The 16059-nt window shown below is 68.1% G+C and carries 15 protein-coding genes; 4 read left to right on the top strand and 11 right to left on the bottom strand.

From position 1 onward, the window contains the following. Nucleotides 1–239: 239 nt before the first annotated feature. The 4 genes from AC5RTT_RS12325 to AC5RTT_RS12310 all read right to left on the bottom strand — a co-directional run bounded on the left by AC5RTT_RS12325 (nucleotide 240) and on the right by AC5RTT_RS12310 (nucleotide 3195). Complete coding sequence (locus AC5RTT_RS12325) at nucleotides 240–1001, bottom strand: YcnI family copper-binding membrane protein (RefSeq protein ID WP_494145426.1); 762 nt, start codon at nucleotides 999–1001, stop codon at nucleotides 240–242. Between the two features lie 80 nt (nucleotides 1002–1081). Beyond that, a complete protein-coding gene (locus tag AC5RTT_RS12320) occupies nucleotides 1082–1717 on the bottom strand; it encodes a hypothetical protein (protein WP_494145425.1) in 636 nt (211 codons plus the stop codon). A 114-nt stretch (nucleotides 1718–1831) separates the two neighbouring features. Continuing rightward, on the bottom strand, nucleotides 1832–2905 hold the full coding sequence (locus AC5RTT_RS12315) for an NAD(P)H-dependent flavin oxidoreductase (protein WP_494145424.1): 1074 nt from the start codon (nucleotides 2903–2905) through the stop codon (nucleotides 1832–1834). Between the two features lie 74 nt (nucleotides 2906–2979). Then, nucleotides 2980–3195, bottom strand: a complete 216-nt coding sequence (locus AC5RTT_RS12310; protein WP_424575294.1) for a hypothetical protein — start codon at nucleotides 3193–3195, stop codon at nucleotides 2980–2982. A 256-nt stretch (nucleotides 3196–3451) separates the two neighbouring features. On the opposite strand from AC5RTT_RS12310, the gene AC5RTT_RS12305 reads away from it, so the two are divergent. Beyond that, nucleotides 3452–3796: a hypothetical protein gene (locus tag AC5RTT_RS12305; protein ID WP_494145423.1), complete on the top strand. Its 345-nt coding sequence runs from the start codon at nucleotides 3452–3454 to the stop codon at nucleotides 3794–3796. A 148-nt stretch (nucleotides 3797–3944) separates the two neighbouring features. Further along, nucleotides 3945–4274 carry a GYD domain-containing protein gene (locus AC5RTT_RS12300; RefSeq protein WP_494145422.1) on the top strand — a complete coding sequence of 110 codons (330 nt, stop codon included), beginning with the start codon at nucleotides 3945–3947 and terminating at the stop codon, nucleotides 4272–4274. Nucleotides 4275–4395: 121 nt separating this feature from the next. Here AC5RTT_RS12300 and AC5RTT_RS12295 read toward each other — a convergent pair whose 3' ends face one another. The 3 genes from AC5RTT_RS12295 to AC5RTT_RS12285 are packed head-to-tail and all read right to left on the bottom strand — an operon-like array spanning nucleotide 4396 to nucleotide 8745. Then, a complete protein-coding gene (locus AC5RTT_RS12295) occupies nucleotides 4396–6147 on the bottom strand; it encodes a thiamine pyrophosphate-dependent enzyme (protein WP_494145421.1) in 1752 nt (583 codons plus the stop codon). A 52-nt stretch (nucleotides 6148–6199) separates the two neighbouring features. Beyond that, complete coding sequence (locus AC5RTT_RS12290) at nucleotides 6200–7150, bottom strand: glutaminase (RefSeq protein ID WP_494145420.1); 951 nt, start codon at nucleotides 7148–7150, stop codon at nucleotides 6200–6202. Next, nucleotides 7147–8745, bottom strand: a complete 1599-nt coding sequence (locus AC5RTT_RS12285) for a PucR family transcriptional regulator (RefSeq protein WP_494010785.1) — start codon at nucleotides 8743–8745, stop codon at nucleotides 7147–7149. The genes AC5RTT_RS12290 and AC5RTT_RS12285 overlap by 4 nt, the downstream gene beginning before the upstream one ends. Nucleotides 8746–9014: 269 nt before the next feature. Here AC5RTT_RS12285 and AC5RTT_RS12280 point away from each other — a divergent pair, with 269 nt between their 5' ends. Together AC5RTT_RS12280 and AC5RTT_RS12275 are read left to right on the top strand one after the other, a co-directional pair. Further along, on the top strand, nucleotides 9015–10232 hold the full coding sequence (locus tag AC5RTT_RS12280) for an NRAMP family divalent metal transporter (protein ID WP_494010784.1): 1218 nt from the start codon (nucleotides 9015–9017) through the stop codon (nucleotides 10230–10232). Further along, nucleotides 10229–11014 carry a putative hydro-lyase gene (locus AC5RTT_RS12275; protein ID WP_494010783.1) on the top strand — a complete coding sequence of 262 codons (786 nt, stop codon included), beginning with the start codon at nucleotides 10229–10231 and terminating at the stop codon, nucleotides 11012–11014. Before AC5RTT_RS12280 ends, AC5RTT_RS12275 begins: the two co-directional genes overlap by 4 nt. Before the next feature lie 72 nt (nucleotides 11015–11086). On the opposite strand, the gene AC5RTT_RS12270 is transcribed toward AC5RTT_RS12275, so the two are convergent. The 4 genes from AC5RTT_RS12270 to AC5RTT_RS12255 form a co-directional block, all read right to left on the bottom strand. Further along, nucleotides 11087–11713, bottom strand: a complete 627-nt coding sequence (locus AC5RTT_RS12270) for a GntR family transcriptional regulator (protein ID WP_494145419.1) — start codon at nucleotides 11711–11713, stop codon at nucleotides 11087–11089. Between the two features lie 92 nt (nucleotides 11714–11805). Then, nucleotides 11806–13572, bottom strand: coding sequence for an acetyl/propionyl/methylcrotonyl-CoA carboxylase subunit alpha (locus AC5RTT_RS12265; protein ID WP_494145418.1), 1767 nt, complete (start codon nucleotides 13570–13572; stop codon nucleotides 11806–11808). Nucleotides 13573–13583: 11 nt separating this feature from the next. Beyond that, nucleotides 13584–15275 carry a 5-oxoprolinase subunit B/C family protein gene (locus AC5RTT_RS12260; protein ID WP_494145417.1) on the bottom strand — a complete coding sequence of 564 codons (1692 nt, stop codon included), beginning with the start codon at nucleotides 15273–15275 and terminating at the stop codon, nucleotides 13584–13586. Then, on the bottom strand, nucleotides 15272–16030 hold the full coding sequence (locus AC5RTT_RS12255; protein WP_494145416.1) for a LamB/YcsF family protein: 759 nt from the start codon (nucleotides 16028–16030) through the stop codon (nucleotides 15272–15274). The genes AC5RTT_RS12260 and AC5RTT_RS12255 overlap by 4 nt, the downstream gene beginning before the upstream one ends. Between the last annotated feature and the right edge of the window lie 29 nt (nucleotides 16031–16059).

Genomic DNA, 16059 nt, shown 5'->3' with positions numbered 1-16059 from the left:
GGCTGGGCGCGCCGGTACCCGGCGCCGTCGTGGTCGCCTGGGTCTGCGGCTGGCTTGGACCGCAGGCGGTGAGTAGCAAGGCAGCCGCTGCGGCCGCCGTCGACATGGCTATCCCCTGGAAGATTCTCTGAGACCTCATGGCACAACCTTCGCGGCAGCGGTTGCCGGCGTCAACGATGCCGCGGGCCTGGCGGCGGTTTTGATGCCCGGATCGTGATGATCCGGGCACCAAACCTTGGCTACCTGGTGGCTGCGCCGTCCGTGGCCTTACGCCGGGCTCCGCTCCGCAGCAGGGCTGCCCCGCCCAGGACCAGCCCGCCCACGCCTGCAGCGAGCCCTGCCCAGCTGCGGGCTTCAGCTCCGCTCTCCGTTACGGCTGCGGCCTGTTCTGGTTCGGCGGGGGCCTCGTGCGCTGAGTGCGCTGCGCGTTCCGCCCCGTGCCCGCCGGCGCTCTCAGCCGCCGTCACGGTGATGGACGGCGCCGGTGCCTCCAGGGAATGCGGGTCCTCGCCGTCCTTCGCGATCTGGGACCAGTCGGTCTGGCCCGTTTCGCAGGTCTGAAGGGTGGGGAAGTGCAGCGTGCTGCCCGCCGCGTCAGGAAGCTTTACGGACAAAACCAGTGCGTCGCGGAGGTCATGCGGCAGGGGTTCCTTGGCGGTGTAGACGATCTGGCTGGTCCGCTTGGTGATGGATGTTCCGTCCGCGAGCTTCTTGGGCTCCGCGAGCTGCTCTGTCACCTTTTCAACCGTCCAGTTGGGGTTGACTGTGGGCTGGGCGTCGTTGAGCTCGACGGGCAGGGTGATAGCCACCTTGGTGGTACCGGACTCGTCACAGCCGTGGGGAATCCCGAATGTGAGGAGGGCGTAGGAGTTGGCGTCGGTCTTATCCGGCGTGACGCCGACATGCGCCGCGGCGCCGCCCGCCGCTGCGAGCATCAGGGCTGCTGCGCCGCCCGTGGCGGCGGCGGTGGTCAGGGTACGGCGAAAGATGGAAGTGTTCATGGGGTTGCCTTTCTGGCGCACGCCCGCACAGGGCGTGCAGAAGTTTTGAATGCCCCGCCGGCATTGAATGCGGCGCGGGGTTAGGAGCAAAGCGCGACGGCGGAAGGCGGGCCGCGTCGGCTGTCTTGCCGGAGGTTCCGCCAGGGACGGCGGTGAACGGCGGCAGGCGGGAATACTGCGAAAACCGGGGGAACGGCGTCGGGCGCCTCTGCGCGGGGGAGCCCCGCGAGCGGACGAAGCCAAGCGGCCAGCGCCCACAAGGCATCCTCGCCCCTTGCCAGCAACAGCGCACAGCCCAGGGTGGCCAAAGCATGCGCAGCCAGCATCAGCGGTGCCGAACCGGGATCGCCGGCGGATGCATGACCCGCGACGGTGACCAGCTCGGGAAGCACCGGTGCGCCGCCGCCATGCTGGTGGCCGGCATGCAGGCTGGCCGGTCCCAGTGCGAGGGCCGGGGCGCTGAACGCGGTGAACGCTTCATGCAGGACCAGCTGTCCGGTGCCCAGGAGCGCCCCCACAGCGGGAAAGGTGAGCCGCAGCCGGGTGGCGGCCGTGCTGGCGAGTCCGGTCAGGGCCAGGATGGCCAACATGATGCCGGGGGCGGGAAGTTGGCCGCCGCCCGCCACGTGGGCCCCTGCCGCCAGGGTAAGCATCGCAGTGGCGAGGGCCGAGGAGCGGAGGAGGTGGAAGGGCGCGCGCGGCTGGTGTGTCGGCACGGCTCCTCCTCTCCCCGTAGCGGTTGCCGGCGGTATCCCGGGCGTGGTTCCGCCGGTCCAGATTCTATCGGTGATTGGCACGCCGGCAGGTGCCGCGGCTTTCTGTGCGTCCTGCTATCCGACGCCGGCCAGCAGTTCGGCGAGGACGTCAGCGGCGGTGTCATGCCGGATCAGGGGAGTGGCCTGGCCGGCCCAGAGGGACATGAGTCCGGTGTTCCCGCGGGCGGCGGCCTCGGACCGGAAACGCCCTGTCAGCCAGTTCTGGACGGGGAACGGCGCGATGGACGGCGCATCGGCCAGGTCGGATGTGACGCGGTTGGGGATGCCGCGGGCCAGCCTGCCGCTGAGCGCCCGGGTGAGGACCGTCCGGCCGGCCGACGGGCTGAAAAGGAGCGAGCGGTAGGCCGGGACCGCGGCCGACTCGCGGGTGGCCAGGAACGCGGTCCCAACCTGCACGGCTTCCGCGCCCAGGGCAAACGCAGCAGCAACCCCGCGCCGGTCGGCGATTCCGCCGGCAGCTATCACCGGGATGCGCACAGCGTCGGCAACCTGGGGGACCAGGGCGAAGGTACCAATGAGCGACTCTTCTGCCGGCCGCAGGAAGGACACACGGTGCCCGCCCGACTCCATGCCGCTGGCCACCACGGCGTCCACGCCACCGGCTTCCAGCGCCACGGCCTCCTCCACGGTCGTGGCGGTGCCGAGCACCTTGATGCCGCGACGGTGGGCGTCCTCCATCACTTCGGGTGCAGGGACACCGAACACAAAGCTGACGACGGCGGGACAGGCTTCCAGCGTGGCCTCCACCTGTTCGCCGTAGTCGGGCAGGTACCGTGCGGGCATCTCCGGCAGCGGGATCCCGAGTTCCTGGAAGTACGGCTCCAGCAGGCTGGTGAAGCGGCCAAAGTCCTCCTGGTCCACGGCCTCGGCCTCATCGCCGGTGGGGATCCACAGGTTGAGGGCGAAAGGCCTGCCCGTGGCGGCGCGAAGGTCCGCTGCCGTCCGGCGGATGGCGCCGCCGTCGTAGCCGTAGAGGCCGTAGGAACCCAGCCCGCCGCCGTCGCTCACGGCTGCCGTGAGCTGCACGGAGGAGACGCCGCCGAAGGGTCCAAGGACCACGGGCGCGTCGATGCCCAGTAGTTCGGTGATGGGGGTGCTGCGGAAAGCGGTGAAGTCCGGCTGGGGCATAACTGTCTCCTGGCTGGTTGCCTATGGGCGGGTCCGTCCCTAGTCTTGCAAAGCCCCGCTGCCGTTCCGGCCGGTTATTGCGGCGCCGGTGACTCCACCAGGTCGTAACCGTCGGAAATGTGGAACAGCCGGCGGCCGCCGGCCGGGGCGATGACCCACACCACGTCGCCGTCTGCGGTGCGGGCATCCACCAGCCCGGCATGGATACGGGCGCCGTTGCGCCGGAGTTCCACGGTGTCGCCAATTTCCACTTCGTCCCAGCGGGTGGGGCTCTTGACGCGGTTCGCCATTGAAGTCACGGGATTTTCCTTAGGTGGTCGGGCGGCTGTCCAGCCGTTCCTGCCATCAAACAGGTGCGGACCCGGTGGCTTCAATGGAGGACTGACCACGCCGGCCGCCGGCCGCTTGTGCAGCCCTCCAGTGCGCGGGCAGAGTGCTGAACATGCTTTCACTTTCCGGCCCGGGGCCTAAGCCGGGCACTGGGGACGCAGCAGCGTGCGGCGTTAGACTGCGTTCGTCAGTGCCAGACGATCCAAGGAGATGTTCATGGACTACACCGGAAGCCAGTCGGAAAAGGTTGTTCCCGCTGGTGAGCTTGGCCGCAACCACATCGGCCAGACCATCAGCTTCCAGCCCAACGAGTTCACAGTTGTCATTGGGAAACTCGCCGGAGTTGCCCGGACGGAGGCTATGGTCTACTTGTCCCTGCAGGGGGTCGGAAACGGCACGCACCTGAAGGATGAATACGACCTGCCGCTCACACACGACGTTTACGTGCCGGTGGACGTCATCAGCAACGCCGAATCCACCATCAAGGACCTGTTCGGCAAGGTCCAGGAAAACCTCCGGGGCGCAGGCCACAAGGGTGAGGACCGCACGGACAAGCTGTAGCCACAGTCCCCGCACGGTCTTAGCCCTGGAGTTGGCAGGACGGCGGCCGGCCCCGGAACAGCAGCCGAAAAACGGCCATTGCTGACCCGGGGCCGGCCTGCCATTCTGGGTGCATCCGCAGTACAGGCACCCACGACAGGACAGGGCCATGCCTCTTTATCTCTCGAAATTCAGCTACACCCCGGAGACCTGGTCCCGGCTGATCAGCACCCCTGAAGACCGGCGGAAAGCTGCGCAGGCCTATATAGAGTCGGTGGGCGGAAAGCTTCACGGATTCTGGTACGGCTTCGGCAGCCATGACGGCTACAACCTGTGGGAAGCGCCGGACAACGTGTCCATGGCCGCAGTGGCCGTTGCCATCAGCGGGGGAGGTGCGCTTAGCTCCTTCGAAACCACAGTTCTCCTCACTGTTGAGGAAACAATGGAGGCGCTCCAAAAGGCCCGGGATATCAAGTACCGGCCGCCGGGAACGGAGTAATTGTCCGGCTCCGCGGGGAGGCGGACGACGGCGGTTCTTCCCGCCGTCGTCCGCCTTGCCTTCATTGGTGCCCCTCAGAGGTTCCCGGCATGGGCGCGCCACAGCGCCCGCCGGGCTTTCGTCAATACGCCTTGACCCGCTGCTCCACCACCAAATGGATCAGGGCAAAGACGTTGTCCTGATCAGTGGCCGCCAGTGCAGCGTCCAGCGCCGCCGGAATATCCTCGTCCTCCGTAACCGTGATGCCGAAACCGCCAAAAGCCCTGGCCATCAGCCCAAAGTCGGGGTTCTGCAGTTGGGTGCCGGAAATCCGGGCGGGGTAGTGCCGCTCCTGGTGCGTGCGGATGGTGCCGTATTCCTGGTTGTCCATCACGATTACCAGCGGTGTGGCACCGTACTGGGCGGCGGTGGCCAGCTCCTGCCCGTTCATGAGGAACTCGCCGTCGCCCGCGATAGTGACCACCCGCCGTCGCGGATCATCCAGGGAAGCCGCGATGGCTGACGGCACGGAGTAGCCCATGGAGCCGTTGCGGGCGCTGATCATGGACGCATAGCGGCGGGTGGGGAAGTACCGGTGCGCCCAGTTGGTGTGCTCGCCCGCCCCGAAGGTCACCATGGCATCCGCCGGCAGCCTGGGTACGAGGTTCGCCATCAGGGTGTCCATCCGGGCCTGGCCAGGCGCCGGAGTGGCCGGAGGAAGTGCCGCGAACCGTTCCTGCTCCGCCCGCATCCGGCCTGTCCAGGCCTTCCACTCATCCTTCACCGGCAGGCGGATGTCCCGAAGCTCGCGGACAAAGGCCTCCGGCTTGGCCAGGATCTGCCGGGACACCGGGCCGGAGCGGCCGCGCAGTGAAGGATCGGCAGTCACCAGGAAATTCTTCTTGTTCCAGTCCTGCCGGCAGACAAAGCCGTCCGTGATCACGTCGCCCGGCACCGTCCCAACGAACACCAGCAGGTCGGTTTCCTCCAGCAGGTCGTACGTGGGGCGGGGCCTGCCGTAGCCGATGGGGCCAACGTAGGAGGGGGAGTCGAAGGGCACTGTTCCCTGTGTCCGCCATTCCGCCGCGGCCGGAATTTGGTGCTCCTCCAGCCAGGCGCTGAGCTGGTCTGCCGCGTCCTGCGTCCAGTCGTTGCCGCCCGTCACGAAGAGCGGTTTGCTCGATTCCGCCAGGGCCGCCCGGAGGGCCGCTGCATCCGTCCTTGCCATGCCGCCTGCAGCAACCGGGATGGCCGGGTGCAGCACCGGGCTGATCTCCTGCCGGATGATGTCCTCCGGCAGTCCCACCACCACCGGCCCGGGCCGTCCACTCATGGCTGCAAACATTGCCTCCGCCACAATTTCGGATGCCCGCTCCGGATGGTCCAGGGTCATGACACGCTTCGCGCCGGTATCGAACCAGGCCTTGATGTCGAACTCCTGGAACGCCTCCCGGTCCCGATGGGCGAAGGGGATCAGGCCCACGAAGAGCAGCATGGGGGTGGAGTCCTGCCACGCGGTGTGCAGCCCCACATGTGCGTTCGCGGCGCCGGGGCCCCGCGTCACCATGGCCACGCCGGGACGCTGGTGCATTTTCCCGTCCGCCTCGGCCATGTACGCGGCACCGCCCTCGTGCCGGCAGACGATGGTCTGGATGTCGGAGTTGTGCAGGCCGTCCAGCACGTCCAGGAAGCTCTCGCCGGGGACCACGTATGTTCGTTCCACGCCGTGGGCCACGAGGGAATCAACAATCACGTGCCCCGCCGATTTGAAGGCGGGGGTGGCTGCGTCCGGATGCGGCTGTTCCTCCGTCCGGGTGGTTTCGACGGCGGCAGGCGCTTCTGCGGCGGGCGTGGTGCGGGAGGTGGCCAGGGTGGATTGCGGCTCTGGTGTCATGTTCTTTCTTAAGGTAGGTGTTCTGGCGGGAGAGGAAGTTGGGAGGCTGGGCCTAGAACACGGACCAGCCGGTGAGGTCGGAGAGTTCGGCGAGGGCGGCAGTGCCGGCCAGCGAATTGCCTTTGGCGTCCAGCCGCGGGCTCCAGACGCAGATGGCGCATTTGCCTGGAACGATGACCAGGATTCCGCCGCCCACCCCGCTTTTGCCCGGCAGGCCCACGCGGTAGGCAAACTCGCCGGCGGCGTCGTACATCCCGCAGGTCAGCATGATGGAACCGATCCTTTTGGCCTCGCTGGGGGACAGGACAGGTCCCTGGGCGCCCTGGCCGTCCCGGGCCAGGAAAAGCCCGGCGGTGGCGAGTTCAGCGCAGGACATCATGATCGAACACTGGCGGACGTAGCTTTCCACCACCGCTTCTGCTGGCCGCCGGAGATTGCCGAAGTCCTTCAGGAAGTGGGCCAGTGCCAGGTTGCGGCTGCTGCGGGCCAGCTCGCTGGCAGCCGCGGCCTCGTCGATGAAGGGCCCGGGCTTCCCGTTCCCCGGCCTGCTCCCTGCCTGTTCGGTGAGGAACCGCAGAAGCTGCGTGGCGGCGTCGGACGTTTCCTCCATCAGGTGGTCCGTGACCACCAGGGCACCCGCATTAATGAACGGGTTGCGAGGAATGCCGTGTTCCACTTCCAGCTGCACCAGCGAATTGAAGGACGTTCCGGACGGCTCGCGCAGGACCCGTGGCCAGAGCACACCGGCCTTGCCGCCCTGCAGGGCCATGGCCAGCGTGAAGACCTTGGAAATGCTCTGGATGGAAAACGGGACGTGTGCGTCCCCGGAGCTGAACACTTCGCCGGACGTGGTGGCCAGCGCGATCCCGAACCTGTCGAACGGGACCTCCGCGAGGGAGGGAATGTTGCCGGGAACGGATCCCGCTTCCCGGCGGGGACGGTGGTTGCTGACGATGTCGTTGAGGAGGGCACCCAGAGGTGGTGCCTGGAGTGTTGCGGTCATTTCCTGCCTGGAAGATCGTGATGGTTGGCTGCCCACTCCTGGATGTGGAGCAGGGCGACGAGGGAATGGCGGGGGTTGCCGAAGTCCAGGCGGGTTACCCGCGCGGCCTTGCTGACCCGGTAGTAGACGGTGTTCTTGTGGAGGTTCATGCGTTTGGCGCACTCGGCGACGTCGAAGGACGTATCGAAATACGCGTGCAGGGTCGCGGCGAGCTCGGCGTCCTGCTGGAGCAGCGCCGCCAGGCTGCGGTGCCGGAAGGGGGACGACGTGAAATTGCGGACCGCCTCGCGGAAGAGGATCTCCTCCTCGAAGTCGTCCACCGTGGCAACGGCAACCGTATCCGCACTCCCCACGCAGGCCAGCAGGGCTTCGGTGATGCGGGTGGCCGTATGGATGGACAACAGGTCCGGAACGATGGGACCGACGGCGGCAAAGGGGGTAAGGCCGAGGTGCTTGCGGGCATCCCGGACGATGGCCTCGGCGAGGGTGCGCAGCCCCGGTTCGGAGGTGCTCGGCTGCAGCCCCGGGACGATCACCGCGGTATCGCCATTGAACTGCCCGACGACGGCGGAGGCCTTGTACGCGGCGGCGTGGATGGATGCGAGGTTGGCCAGTTCGCCGTGCTTGAGTGCCGCGTCGTCGGCCTGGGAGTCTGCGGCCGACATTCCGATGAGGACCAGGGCGGCCGGACGGTCCGCCGGAATTTTCTCGCTGTGGGCGCTGGCCGCGGCCTCAGCCGGACCGGACAGGAGCCGGACAATGCGGTCTTCCCGCATGTGCACGGACTGCTTGTTGCGGTAGCGGATCAGCTCCGCGGAAACCCGCGCGGCGGATCCTGTCAGGACGTAATCGACGTCCGGTCCAAAGCCCTCCCCGGTTTCCTGGAGCCAGATGTAGCCCATGATCCGGTCCCCGGCGAACAGGGTGACGGCCACCCGTTCGCGCAGCCCGTCCTGCGGCCTGGCCGGGACGCGCACAGGCAGCCGGGTGCGGTGGAGTTCACGGTAGGCGCCCAGGTCCTTGAGCAGCAGTTCGTACTTCCGCGGCCCACGGCGGGCCAGGATGGAGGCCTTCCGCAGTTCGTCAATGTCGTTGGTGACTGTGGAGTAGGCAAGGACCTTGTTGGCGGCGTCCTCGATGACCACATGGCTTGAGGTCAACCGCGCCGTGGTCTGGGCGATGGCAAACAGGTCCTCCTCGAGCAGGGTCAGCACCTCGCTCTGGTAGCTGCGCGGCTGGATCCTGTCCTTCCCAATGGACAGCAGGCGGTCCCAATCTGCTCCTGGATCCACCAGGAGCAGCCCGGCCCCGGCAGTGTGCAGGAGTTCCTCCGCCTCGGCAACGTCTTCCCGGTTGCCCTTGATGGCCACCACCGGCGGGGGATTCTGCAGGAGCCGGCGCAGGGCCGGCAAGGCCGAACGGCCGCGTACGCCGATCAGCAGGACAAACGCGCCTGCTGCATCCGCGGTCCCGTCGTCGGCGTCCAGGATCAGGAGCCGCTCGATGGCCGACCGGCCGGGGGAGGGCCGGAGGATGAGGCTGGCGAAACCCAAGGGGAGATCCGAGAGGATGTCGTCCACCGTAACCGCGGCCATAAGTTTCCTTTTGCGTTGACTCCGCCGGACGGCTCTGTCCGGTCACCTCATCGTATCCAGCACAAAGGTCACCGATTATGGAATGCAATCCAAGCCTGCGGTCCCGTTTTTGGTTTCCGATCCATGGAAGGGCCGTGCCGAAAGCTGCTGTTACAGCACCCCATTCGAAAAAGTTGTTCAACAATACCTTGCCAAGATTGTTCAACAACCTGTATCGTCGCTGGGGACGATAATTGTGACTCCAGTCACCCAAGGCAATGGATGGAACCATGGCAGAACCCGGCATCAAACTGAACCTGAGCACTTCCGCCCGGCGTACGGCGCTCCTCGGCGCCATGTTCCTCATGGCCACCAGCGCCATCGGACCGGGTTTCATCACCCAGACAACGGTATTCACAGCCCAGATCGGGGCCGCGTTCGCCTTCGCGATCCTGGCCTCGATCCTGATCGACATCGCAGTACAGATGAACGTCTGGCGGGTCATCGGCGTCACCGGACTCCGGGCACAGGAACTTGGCAACAAGGTGCTTCCCGGCATCGGCTGGTTCCTCTCCGGCCTGGTGTTCCTTGGCGGCGTGGTTTTCAACATCGGCAACATCGCCGGTACCGGCCTCGGAGCCAACGCCATGATGGGCGTGGACCCGAAGATCGGTGGCGCCGTCTCGGCCGTCGTCGCCATCCTGATCTTCCTCAGCAAAAAGGCCGGCATGGCGCTGGACCGGATCGTGGTGCTGCTGGGCGCCGTCATGATCCTGCTGATGATCTACGTGGCCATCGTCGCCGCCCCGCCGCTCGGAGAGGCACTGAAGAACACGTTCCTTCCCGAAACGGTGGACTTCCTCATCATCACCACCCTGGTGGGCGGCACCGTGGGCGGCTACATCACCTACGCCGGCGCCCACCGCATGCTCGACTCCGGCGCCACCGGCGTCCGGCACGTCAAGGAGATCACCCGCAGCTCTATCCTGGGCATCCTGACCACCGGCCTGATGCGCGTGCTGCTCTTCCTGGCCATCCTCGGCGTCGTGGCCGGCGGAACGGTCCTCAGCAGCAACAACATGGCCGCCGAGGCCTTCGGCGCAGCGGCCGGTGAAATCGGCATGCGGATGTTCGGTGTGGTCCTCTGGGCAGCCGCCATCACCTCGGTCATCGGCGCAGCCTTCACCTCCGTCTCCTTCATCACCTCCTCCCGCACCCCCGAGCGCAAGCGGAACCTCATCACCGTCGCATTCATTGCCGGCTGCACCATCGTGTACATCTTCCTCGGCCAGGCGCCCCAGCAGCTGCTGATCTTCGCCGGCGCCTTCAACGGACTGATCCTGCCGGTGGGCTTTGCGGTCCTGCTCTGGGTGGCCTGGCGCCGGCGCGACCTGATGCACGGCTACGCCTACCCCAAGTGGCTGCTCCTGGTCGGTGCCGCCGCCTGGGTCCTCACCGTGTTCCTCGGCTGGAACTCGATCCTGGGCCTGGCCAAGCTGTGGGCATGATGGAGCGCTCCAGCATCCTCCCCTCCGCGGCGCGCGAAGCGTTCCGCGGAGGGCTGGTGGAACCGACGTCGGGCTGGTCCCGTGGGTACGCGCAGGCGAACGTCCTGGCCATTCCGCGGGAGCACGCCTTCGATTTCCTTTTGTTCGCACAGCGCAATCCCAAGCCATGCCCCATCCTGGGCATCCTCGAGCCCGGCGAAACCAGCGGCCCGCTGCTGGCCGGCGGGGACATCCGCACAGACGTGCCGAAGTACACGGTGTACCGCGACGGCGAAAAGGTGGATGAGCCCACCGATATTACCGGCCACTGGCGGGATGACCTGGTGACGTTCCTGATCGGCTGTTCCTTCACGTTCGAAGCCGCGCTACAGGACGGCGGGATCGGCATCGCCCATATCGAGCAGGGCGTTAACGTGCCGATGTACCGCACCAACCGCCAGTGCGCTCCGGCCGGCGCAATGTCCGGTCCAATGGTGGTCTCCATGCGCCCCGTCCCCGCCTCCCAGGTGGCCGACGCGGTCCGGATCACCTCCCGCTACCCGGCCGTGCACGGCGCGCCAGTCCACGTGGGCAATCCACACGAACTGGGCATCGGCGACCTCGCCCGGCCGGATTTTGGCGACGCCGTGGCCATTCCGGACGGCCACATCCCCGTGTTCTGGGCCTGTGGAGTCACACCCCAGGCTGCCGTGATGCAGTCCCGGCCGCCGCTGGCTATCGGCCACGCGCCGGGCCACATGCTCATTACCGACGCGAGGGACAGCGACTACCTGGTTCCCTGAACTTGGCGCATTGAAAGCGGAGAGGGCCTGCACCAGCCGGTGCAGCCCCTCTCCGCTTAACAATTTGCCGGGTCAGTGCCCCGTGTCGGTCAGTTGCGCAGTGCCGGCCAGATGGCCCAGCAGCTCGGCTTCGGCGGCGTCGAGGTAGGCGCGCAGCCCGGCCGCCGCCTGCTCCCGCTCGCCCTCCCGGAGCCGCTTCACGAGCTCCACGTTGCGCTCCACGTAGTGGCTGTGGAAGTCGGGGGCGGAGGCCATGGCATGGAAGACCAGCCGCATTTCGGCGAGCACGCGGTCCATCAGTTCCTGCAGCGTCGCGCTCCCCGTCAGGCCCACCACCGCACGGTGCAGGCCCTGGTTGGCATCTGCCATGTCAGCAACGGAACCGGCGTTCCGCGCCGCCTGGGCGCCCTGGACAATGGCTTCCATCTCGTCCAGTGTCTGCGGAGTGAGCTCCCCCCAAAGGACGGCGGCAGGTTCGATGGTCCGGCGGATGCGGTAGATCTCGCGCACCTCATCCTCGCCCGGCGACGCCACAAAGACGCCCCGGTTGGGGATGTGCGTGACGATCGACTCACCGGCGAGGATGGTGAAAGCCTGCCGCAGGGTATTGCGGGAAACGCCGAGCGAGGCGGACAGCGATTGTTCGGACAGCTTTGACCCGGGGGTCAGCTCGCCGGCCGCGATGCGGCTTCGCAGCACTGACGCTATCCACGCCGTGGTGTGCGCGTGTTCTGCTGTGCCGTGTTTCCCGGTGTCCAAGTCTTTGCCCCCGCTTTCGTCAACATCCGATGTTAGCTGACCGTCCCCAGTACTTCGCCGCGGACGACGACGGCCCCCGGCTCCTGCGCGCCGCGGCGGAAGGTGCCGGCACCGGACGCGGACACGACGGTTTCCATCTTCATCGCCTCCACCACAGCGAGCGGCTGGTCGGCGGCCACCTCGGCGCCGTCGTCGGCCAGCCACTTGACCAGGTTGCCGCCCATCGGCGCGGTAACCCGGCCGTCGTCGGCGGCGTCGCTGCTGTGGCTGTCGGCAGCGTTGCGGGCGCCGGCCGAAGCTGCACCTGCCGAAACTGCGCCGCCGCCGTGCATCAGGGCGGCATAAACCTGCTCCGGCAGTCCCAGCTGGACGGCCTTGCCGTCGATTTCCACGGTGAGGGTTTCACGCCGTGCCACGGGGCCGGCAATCCCGCTCTTCAGCGAGGCCGCGAGCCGGCCGGAGAACTCGGATTCAATCCACGTGGTGTAAACGCCCAGCCGGTCGGGTGCCGTGAAATCCGGGTCCCGCACCACGGCGCGGTGGAACGGGACCACCGTGGGCACGCCTTCGATCCGCAGTTCGTCGAGTGCGGCACGGGCCCGGCGCAGCGCCTGCGCCCGGTCCTCGCCGCGGACGATCAGCTTGGCCATCAGGGAGTCGTATTCGGCCGGGATGACGGAGCCGGAACGGACCCCGGAGTCCACGCGGATGCCGGGGCCGGTGGGTGCTTCGAAGATGTCCACGGGCCCGGGGGAGGGCAGGAAGCCGCGGCCGGCGTCTTCGGCGTTCAGCCGGAACTCGATGGCGTGGCCGGTGGGCTGGGGATCCTGAGTGATGGAGAGCGGCAGCCCGGCGGCGATCCGGAACTGTTCGCGCACCAGGTCGATGCCGGAGGTTTCCTCGGTGACCGGGTGCTCCACCTGCAGCCGGGTGTTGACCTCGAGGAAGGAGATGACGCCGTCGGGTGCCACCAGGTACTCCACGGTGCCCGCCCCGGTGTAGCCGGCTTCCCGGCAGATGGCGCGCGCGGATTCGTGGATGCGGCTGCGCTGCTCCGGCGTGAGGAACGGGGCCGGTGCTTCCTCCACGAGCTTCTGGTTCCGGCGCTGGAGGGAGCAGTCACGGGTGCCCACCACCACCACGTTTCCGTGCGTGTCGGCGATGACCTGGGCTTCGACGTGGCGGGGCCGGTCCAGGAAGCGCTCCACAAAGCATTCGCCGCGGCCGAAAGCTACGGTTGCCTCACGCACCGCGGAGTCGAAGGCGTCGTCGATGTCCTCCATCCGGTAGGCGATCTTCAGGCCACGGCCGCCGCCGCCGAAGGCCGCCTTGATGGCCACCGGAACGCCGTACTGCGCGGCGAACGCCCGGACCTCGTCGGCGTTTGCGGCGGGCCCGTCCGAACCGGGGACCAGCGGGGCACCGGCGCGGACGGCAATTTCCCGCGCCGTCACCTTGTTGCCTAGGCTGCGGATGGCGTCCGGCGACGGGCCCACCCACGTGAGTCCGGCGTCGAGCACTGCCTGCGCAAAGTCCGCGTTCTCGGACAGGAAACCGTAGCCGGGATGGACGGCGTCGGCACCGGCGCGGGCTGCCACTGCCAGGAGTTTCCCGATGTTCAGGTAGGTTTCGGCGCTGCCGGACCCGTCCAGGGCGTAGGCCTCGTCGCTGAGGCGCACGTGCAGGGCGTCGGCATCGGGATCCGAATAGACGGCGACGGACGCCAGGCCTGCATCGGCGCAGGCACGGGCGATCCGGACGGCGATCTCGCCGCGGTTGGCGATCAGGACTTTTTTCATGGCTGCTTCTTTCACAGGCTGTTCGTGGCAGGCGTGGGGGTGGGCTGTGGCTGCTGCAGGGCCGAAGACCGGAGCGGCTCCATGGTCCCCGGATCCACGGCCTGGAACCGGATGGTGGTGCCGGGCGGGAGCTGCGCTGCCGCCGGCAGGTCTTCGGGAACGACGACGGCGATCACGGGATAGCCACCGGTTACGGGGTGGTCGGCGAGGAAGAGGACAGGAAGGCCCGACGGCGGCACCTGGAGCGAGCCGGCCACCACGCCTTCGCTGGGCAGTTCCTCCGTCCGCGAGCGTTCCAGCGGTGTTCCGCCAGCTGTTGTAGCCAGCCGCACGCCGATCCGGTTGGACTCGGAGGTGACCGTCCAGTCCTGTCCGGTGAGGGCGGCGAGGGATTCCGGCGTGAACCAGTCGTCGCGGGGGCCCGGCGTCACGCGGAGTACCACCGTGGCGCTGCCGGTCCCGCCCTGCTGGAGGGCTGGATGCAGGGTTGGCGGTTCGGGCTGGCCCACCACGCGGCCCCGGTCCGCCGGGCTGACCGGCAGCACGGTTCCGGCGGCCAACGGAGAAGGCCCGATCCCGGACATCAGGTCCGTGGACCGGCTGCCCAGCACGGGGGGAACGTCGATTCCGCCGCGGACTGCAAGGTAGCTGCGCAGGCCTGCCTCCGGGATGCCGAGGTGGAGGCTCTCACCGTCATGCAGCGGGAAGGGGGCGTACATCGGGGCCGGGCGGCTGCCGCTGCCTGAGCGGATCTCGGCGTCCGCGGGGGCGCCGGTGAGCGCTGCAGTCAGTTCGCCGCGGGCACGTACGGACAGCCCGCCCAAAACGGTTTCCAGCACCGCGTCACCCGGCGGGTTTCCCACCAGCCGGTTCGCCTGGCGTGCGCTTGAGGCGTCGGCAGCGCCGGAGGTGGAGACGCCGAGGTCGCCGAAGCCGGGGCGGCCAAGGTCCTGGATGAGGGACTGTGGGCCGGGTGCGATGATCTCCAGTGCGTGGGCGCCGTCAGCGGGGACGCCGGCTGGGGTGAGCTGCTGTCCGGCGGGCTCAGCCTGTCCGGCGGGTTCGGTGACTTCCACGACTTCCCGCACCGCGACATAGCGGACGGTGCTGCCGGGCCGGAGCAAGGCGGGCTGTTCCCGGTCCAGGTCCCACATCCGGGCGGCGGTGCGTCCGATCAGCTGCCAGCCGCCGGGGGAGCGCCGCGGGTACACGGCGGAGAAATTACCGGCGAGGGCCACGGAACCGGCGGGAACGGCGGTCCGCGGCGAACTGCGCCGCGGAACATTCAGCGCGTCATGCTCGCCCACCAGATAGGCGAAGCCGGGGGCGAACCCGCCGAACGCCGCCGTCCACAACTGCCCGGTGTGCGCGGCGACCACGCCGTCGGCACCCAGCCCGGTCAGCCTGCCCACTTCGGCGAGGTCGTCGCCGTCGTACACAACCTCGATCCGGACGGGAACGGCACCGGCGGCGTTCACAGCGGCCGGGTCCCTGTCCAGCGTGCCGACGGCGGCACGGGCCGCCTGTGCCGAAGCGCGCGAATCGAAGACCGCCAGGACGGTCCGCGCGGCGGCCAGGACATCCACCTGTCCGGGCAAGGGCGTCTCCTGCAAACGGGCATGGACGGCCAGGACCGTTTCCAGGGAGTCGAGTTCCAGAAGGAGGGCGCGGGGCCCGGCCCAGCGGATGTGGAGGGAGCTCACACGAAGCTCCGGATTTCCACGCCGGCTGCTTCCAGTTCCCGCCGCACGGCGGCGGCCATGGAAACGGCGCCGGCGGTATCGCCATGCAGGCAGATGCTCTCCGCTTCCGCCTTGATGGCGGATCCGTCGCGGGCAATGATGGTTCCCTCGGTGGCCAGGCGGACCATGTTGGTGGCGACGGCGTCCTCGTCGTGGAGGACGGCGCCGGCTTCGCGCCGGGAGACCAGGGTCCCGTCAGGGTTGTAGGCGCGGTCCGCGAAGGCTTCGGCCACGCCACGGAGCCCGGCCGCTTCGGCGCGGGCCAGGGCTACGGAGCCGGGGAGCAGGAGCAGCGGCAGGTCGCCGCCGAAGGACTTGACCGCATCCACGACGGCCTGGGCGTGCGTCTCGTGCGTGACGATCGTGTTGTAGAGGGCGCCGTGCGGCTTGACGTACCGGATGCGGCCGCCCGCGGCCGTGGCCAGTGCGCTGAGGGCACCCATTTGGTAGAGGACGTCATCCGCGAGTTCCGTGGCGGAGCAGTCCAGGAACCGCCGGCCGAAGCCGGCAAGGTCACGGTAGCCCACGTGCGCGCCGATGACGACGCCGGCCGCGACGGCATCCCGGCAGGTGCTGGCGATGGTGGACGGGTCCCCGGCGTGGAAGCCGCAGGCGACGTTGGCGCTGGAGACCGAGCGGAAGATTGCTGCGTCATCGCCCATGGTCCAGTTGCCGAAGGATTCCCCGACGTCGCTGTTGAGGTCAATGAAGGCCATAGTGATTCTCGTCTCGTTGAAGTGGTCTC

The sequence above is a fragment of the Arthrobacter sp. Y3221157 genome (assembly GCF_059089865.1).
This window is presented reverse-complemented; position numbering and strand designations above follow the sequence as displayed.

Excerpts from the sequence above, each read along its gene's own strand:
- AC5RTT_RS12300 (WP_494145422.1), top strand. The coding sequence starts at position 3,945 with ATGCCTCTTTATCTCTCGAAATTCAGCTACACCCCGGAGACCTGGTCC.
- AC5RTT_RS12285 (WP_494010785.1), bottom strand. The coding sequence starts at position 8,745 with ATGGCCGCGGTTACGGTGGACGACATCCTCTCGGATCTCCCCTTGGGT.
- AC5RTT_RS12315 (WP_494145424.1), bottom strand. The coding sequence starts at position 2,905 with ATGCCCCAGCCGGACTTCACCGCTTTCCGCAGCACCCCCATCACCGAA.
- AC5RTT_RS12305 (WP_494145423.1), top strand. The coding sequence starts at position 3,452 with ATGGACTACACCGGAAGCCAGTCGGAAAAGGTTGTTCCCGCTGGTGAG.
- AC5RTT_RS12265 (WP_494145418.1), bottom strand. The coding sequence starts at position 13,572 with ATGAAAAAAGTCCTGATCGCCAACCGCGGCGAGATCGCCGTCCGGATC.
- AC5RTT_RS12310 (WP_424575294.1), bottom strand. The coding sequence starts at position 3,195 with ATGGCGAACCGCGTCAAGAGCCCCACCCGCTGGGACGAAGTGGAAATT.
- AC5RTT_RS12290 (WP_494145420.1), bottom strand. The coding sequence starts at position 7,150 with ATGACCGCAACACTCCAGGCACCACCTCTGGGTGCCCTCCTCAACGAC.
- AC5RTT_RS12325 (WP_494145426.1), bottom strand. The coding sequence starts at position 1,001 with ATGAACACTTCCATCTTTCGCCGTACCCTGACCACCGCCGCCGCCACG.
- AC5RTT_RS12295 (WP_494145421.1), bottom strand. The coding sequence starts at position 6,147 with ATGACACCAGAGCCGCAATCCACCCTGGCCACCTCCCGCACCACGCCC.
- AC5RTT_RS12275 (WP_494010783.1), top strand. The coding sequence starts at position 10,229 with ATGATGGAGCGCTCCAGCATCCTCCCCTCCGCGGCGCGCGAAGCGTTC.
- AC5RTT_RS12255 (WP_494145416.1), bottom strand. The coding sequence starts at position 16,030 with ATGGCCTTCATTGACCTCAACAGCGACGTCGGGGAATCCTTCGGCAAC.
- AC5RTT_RS12280 (WP_494010784.1), top strand. The coding sequence starts at position 9,015 with ATGGCAGAACCCGGCATCAAACTGAACCTGAGCACTTCCGCCCGGCGT.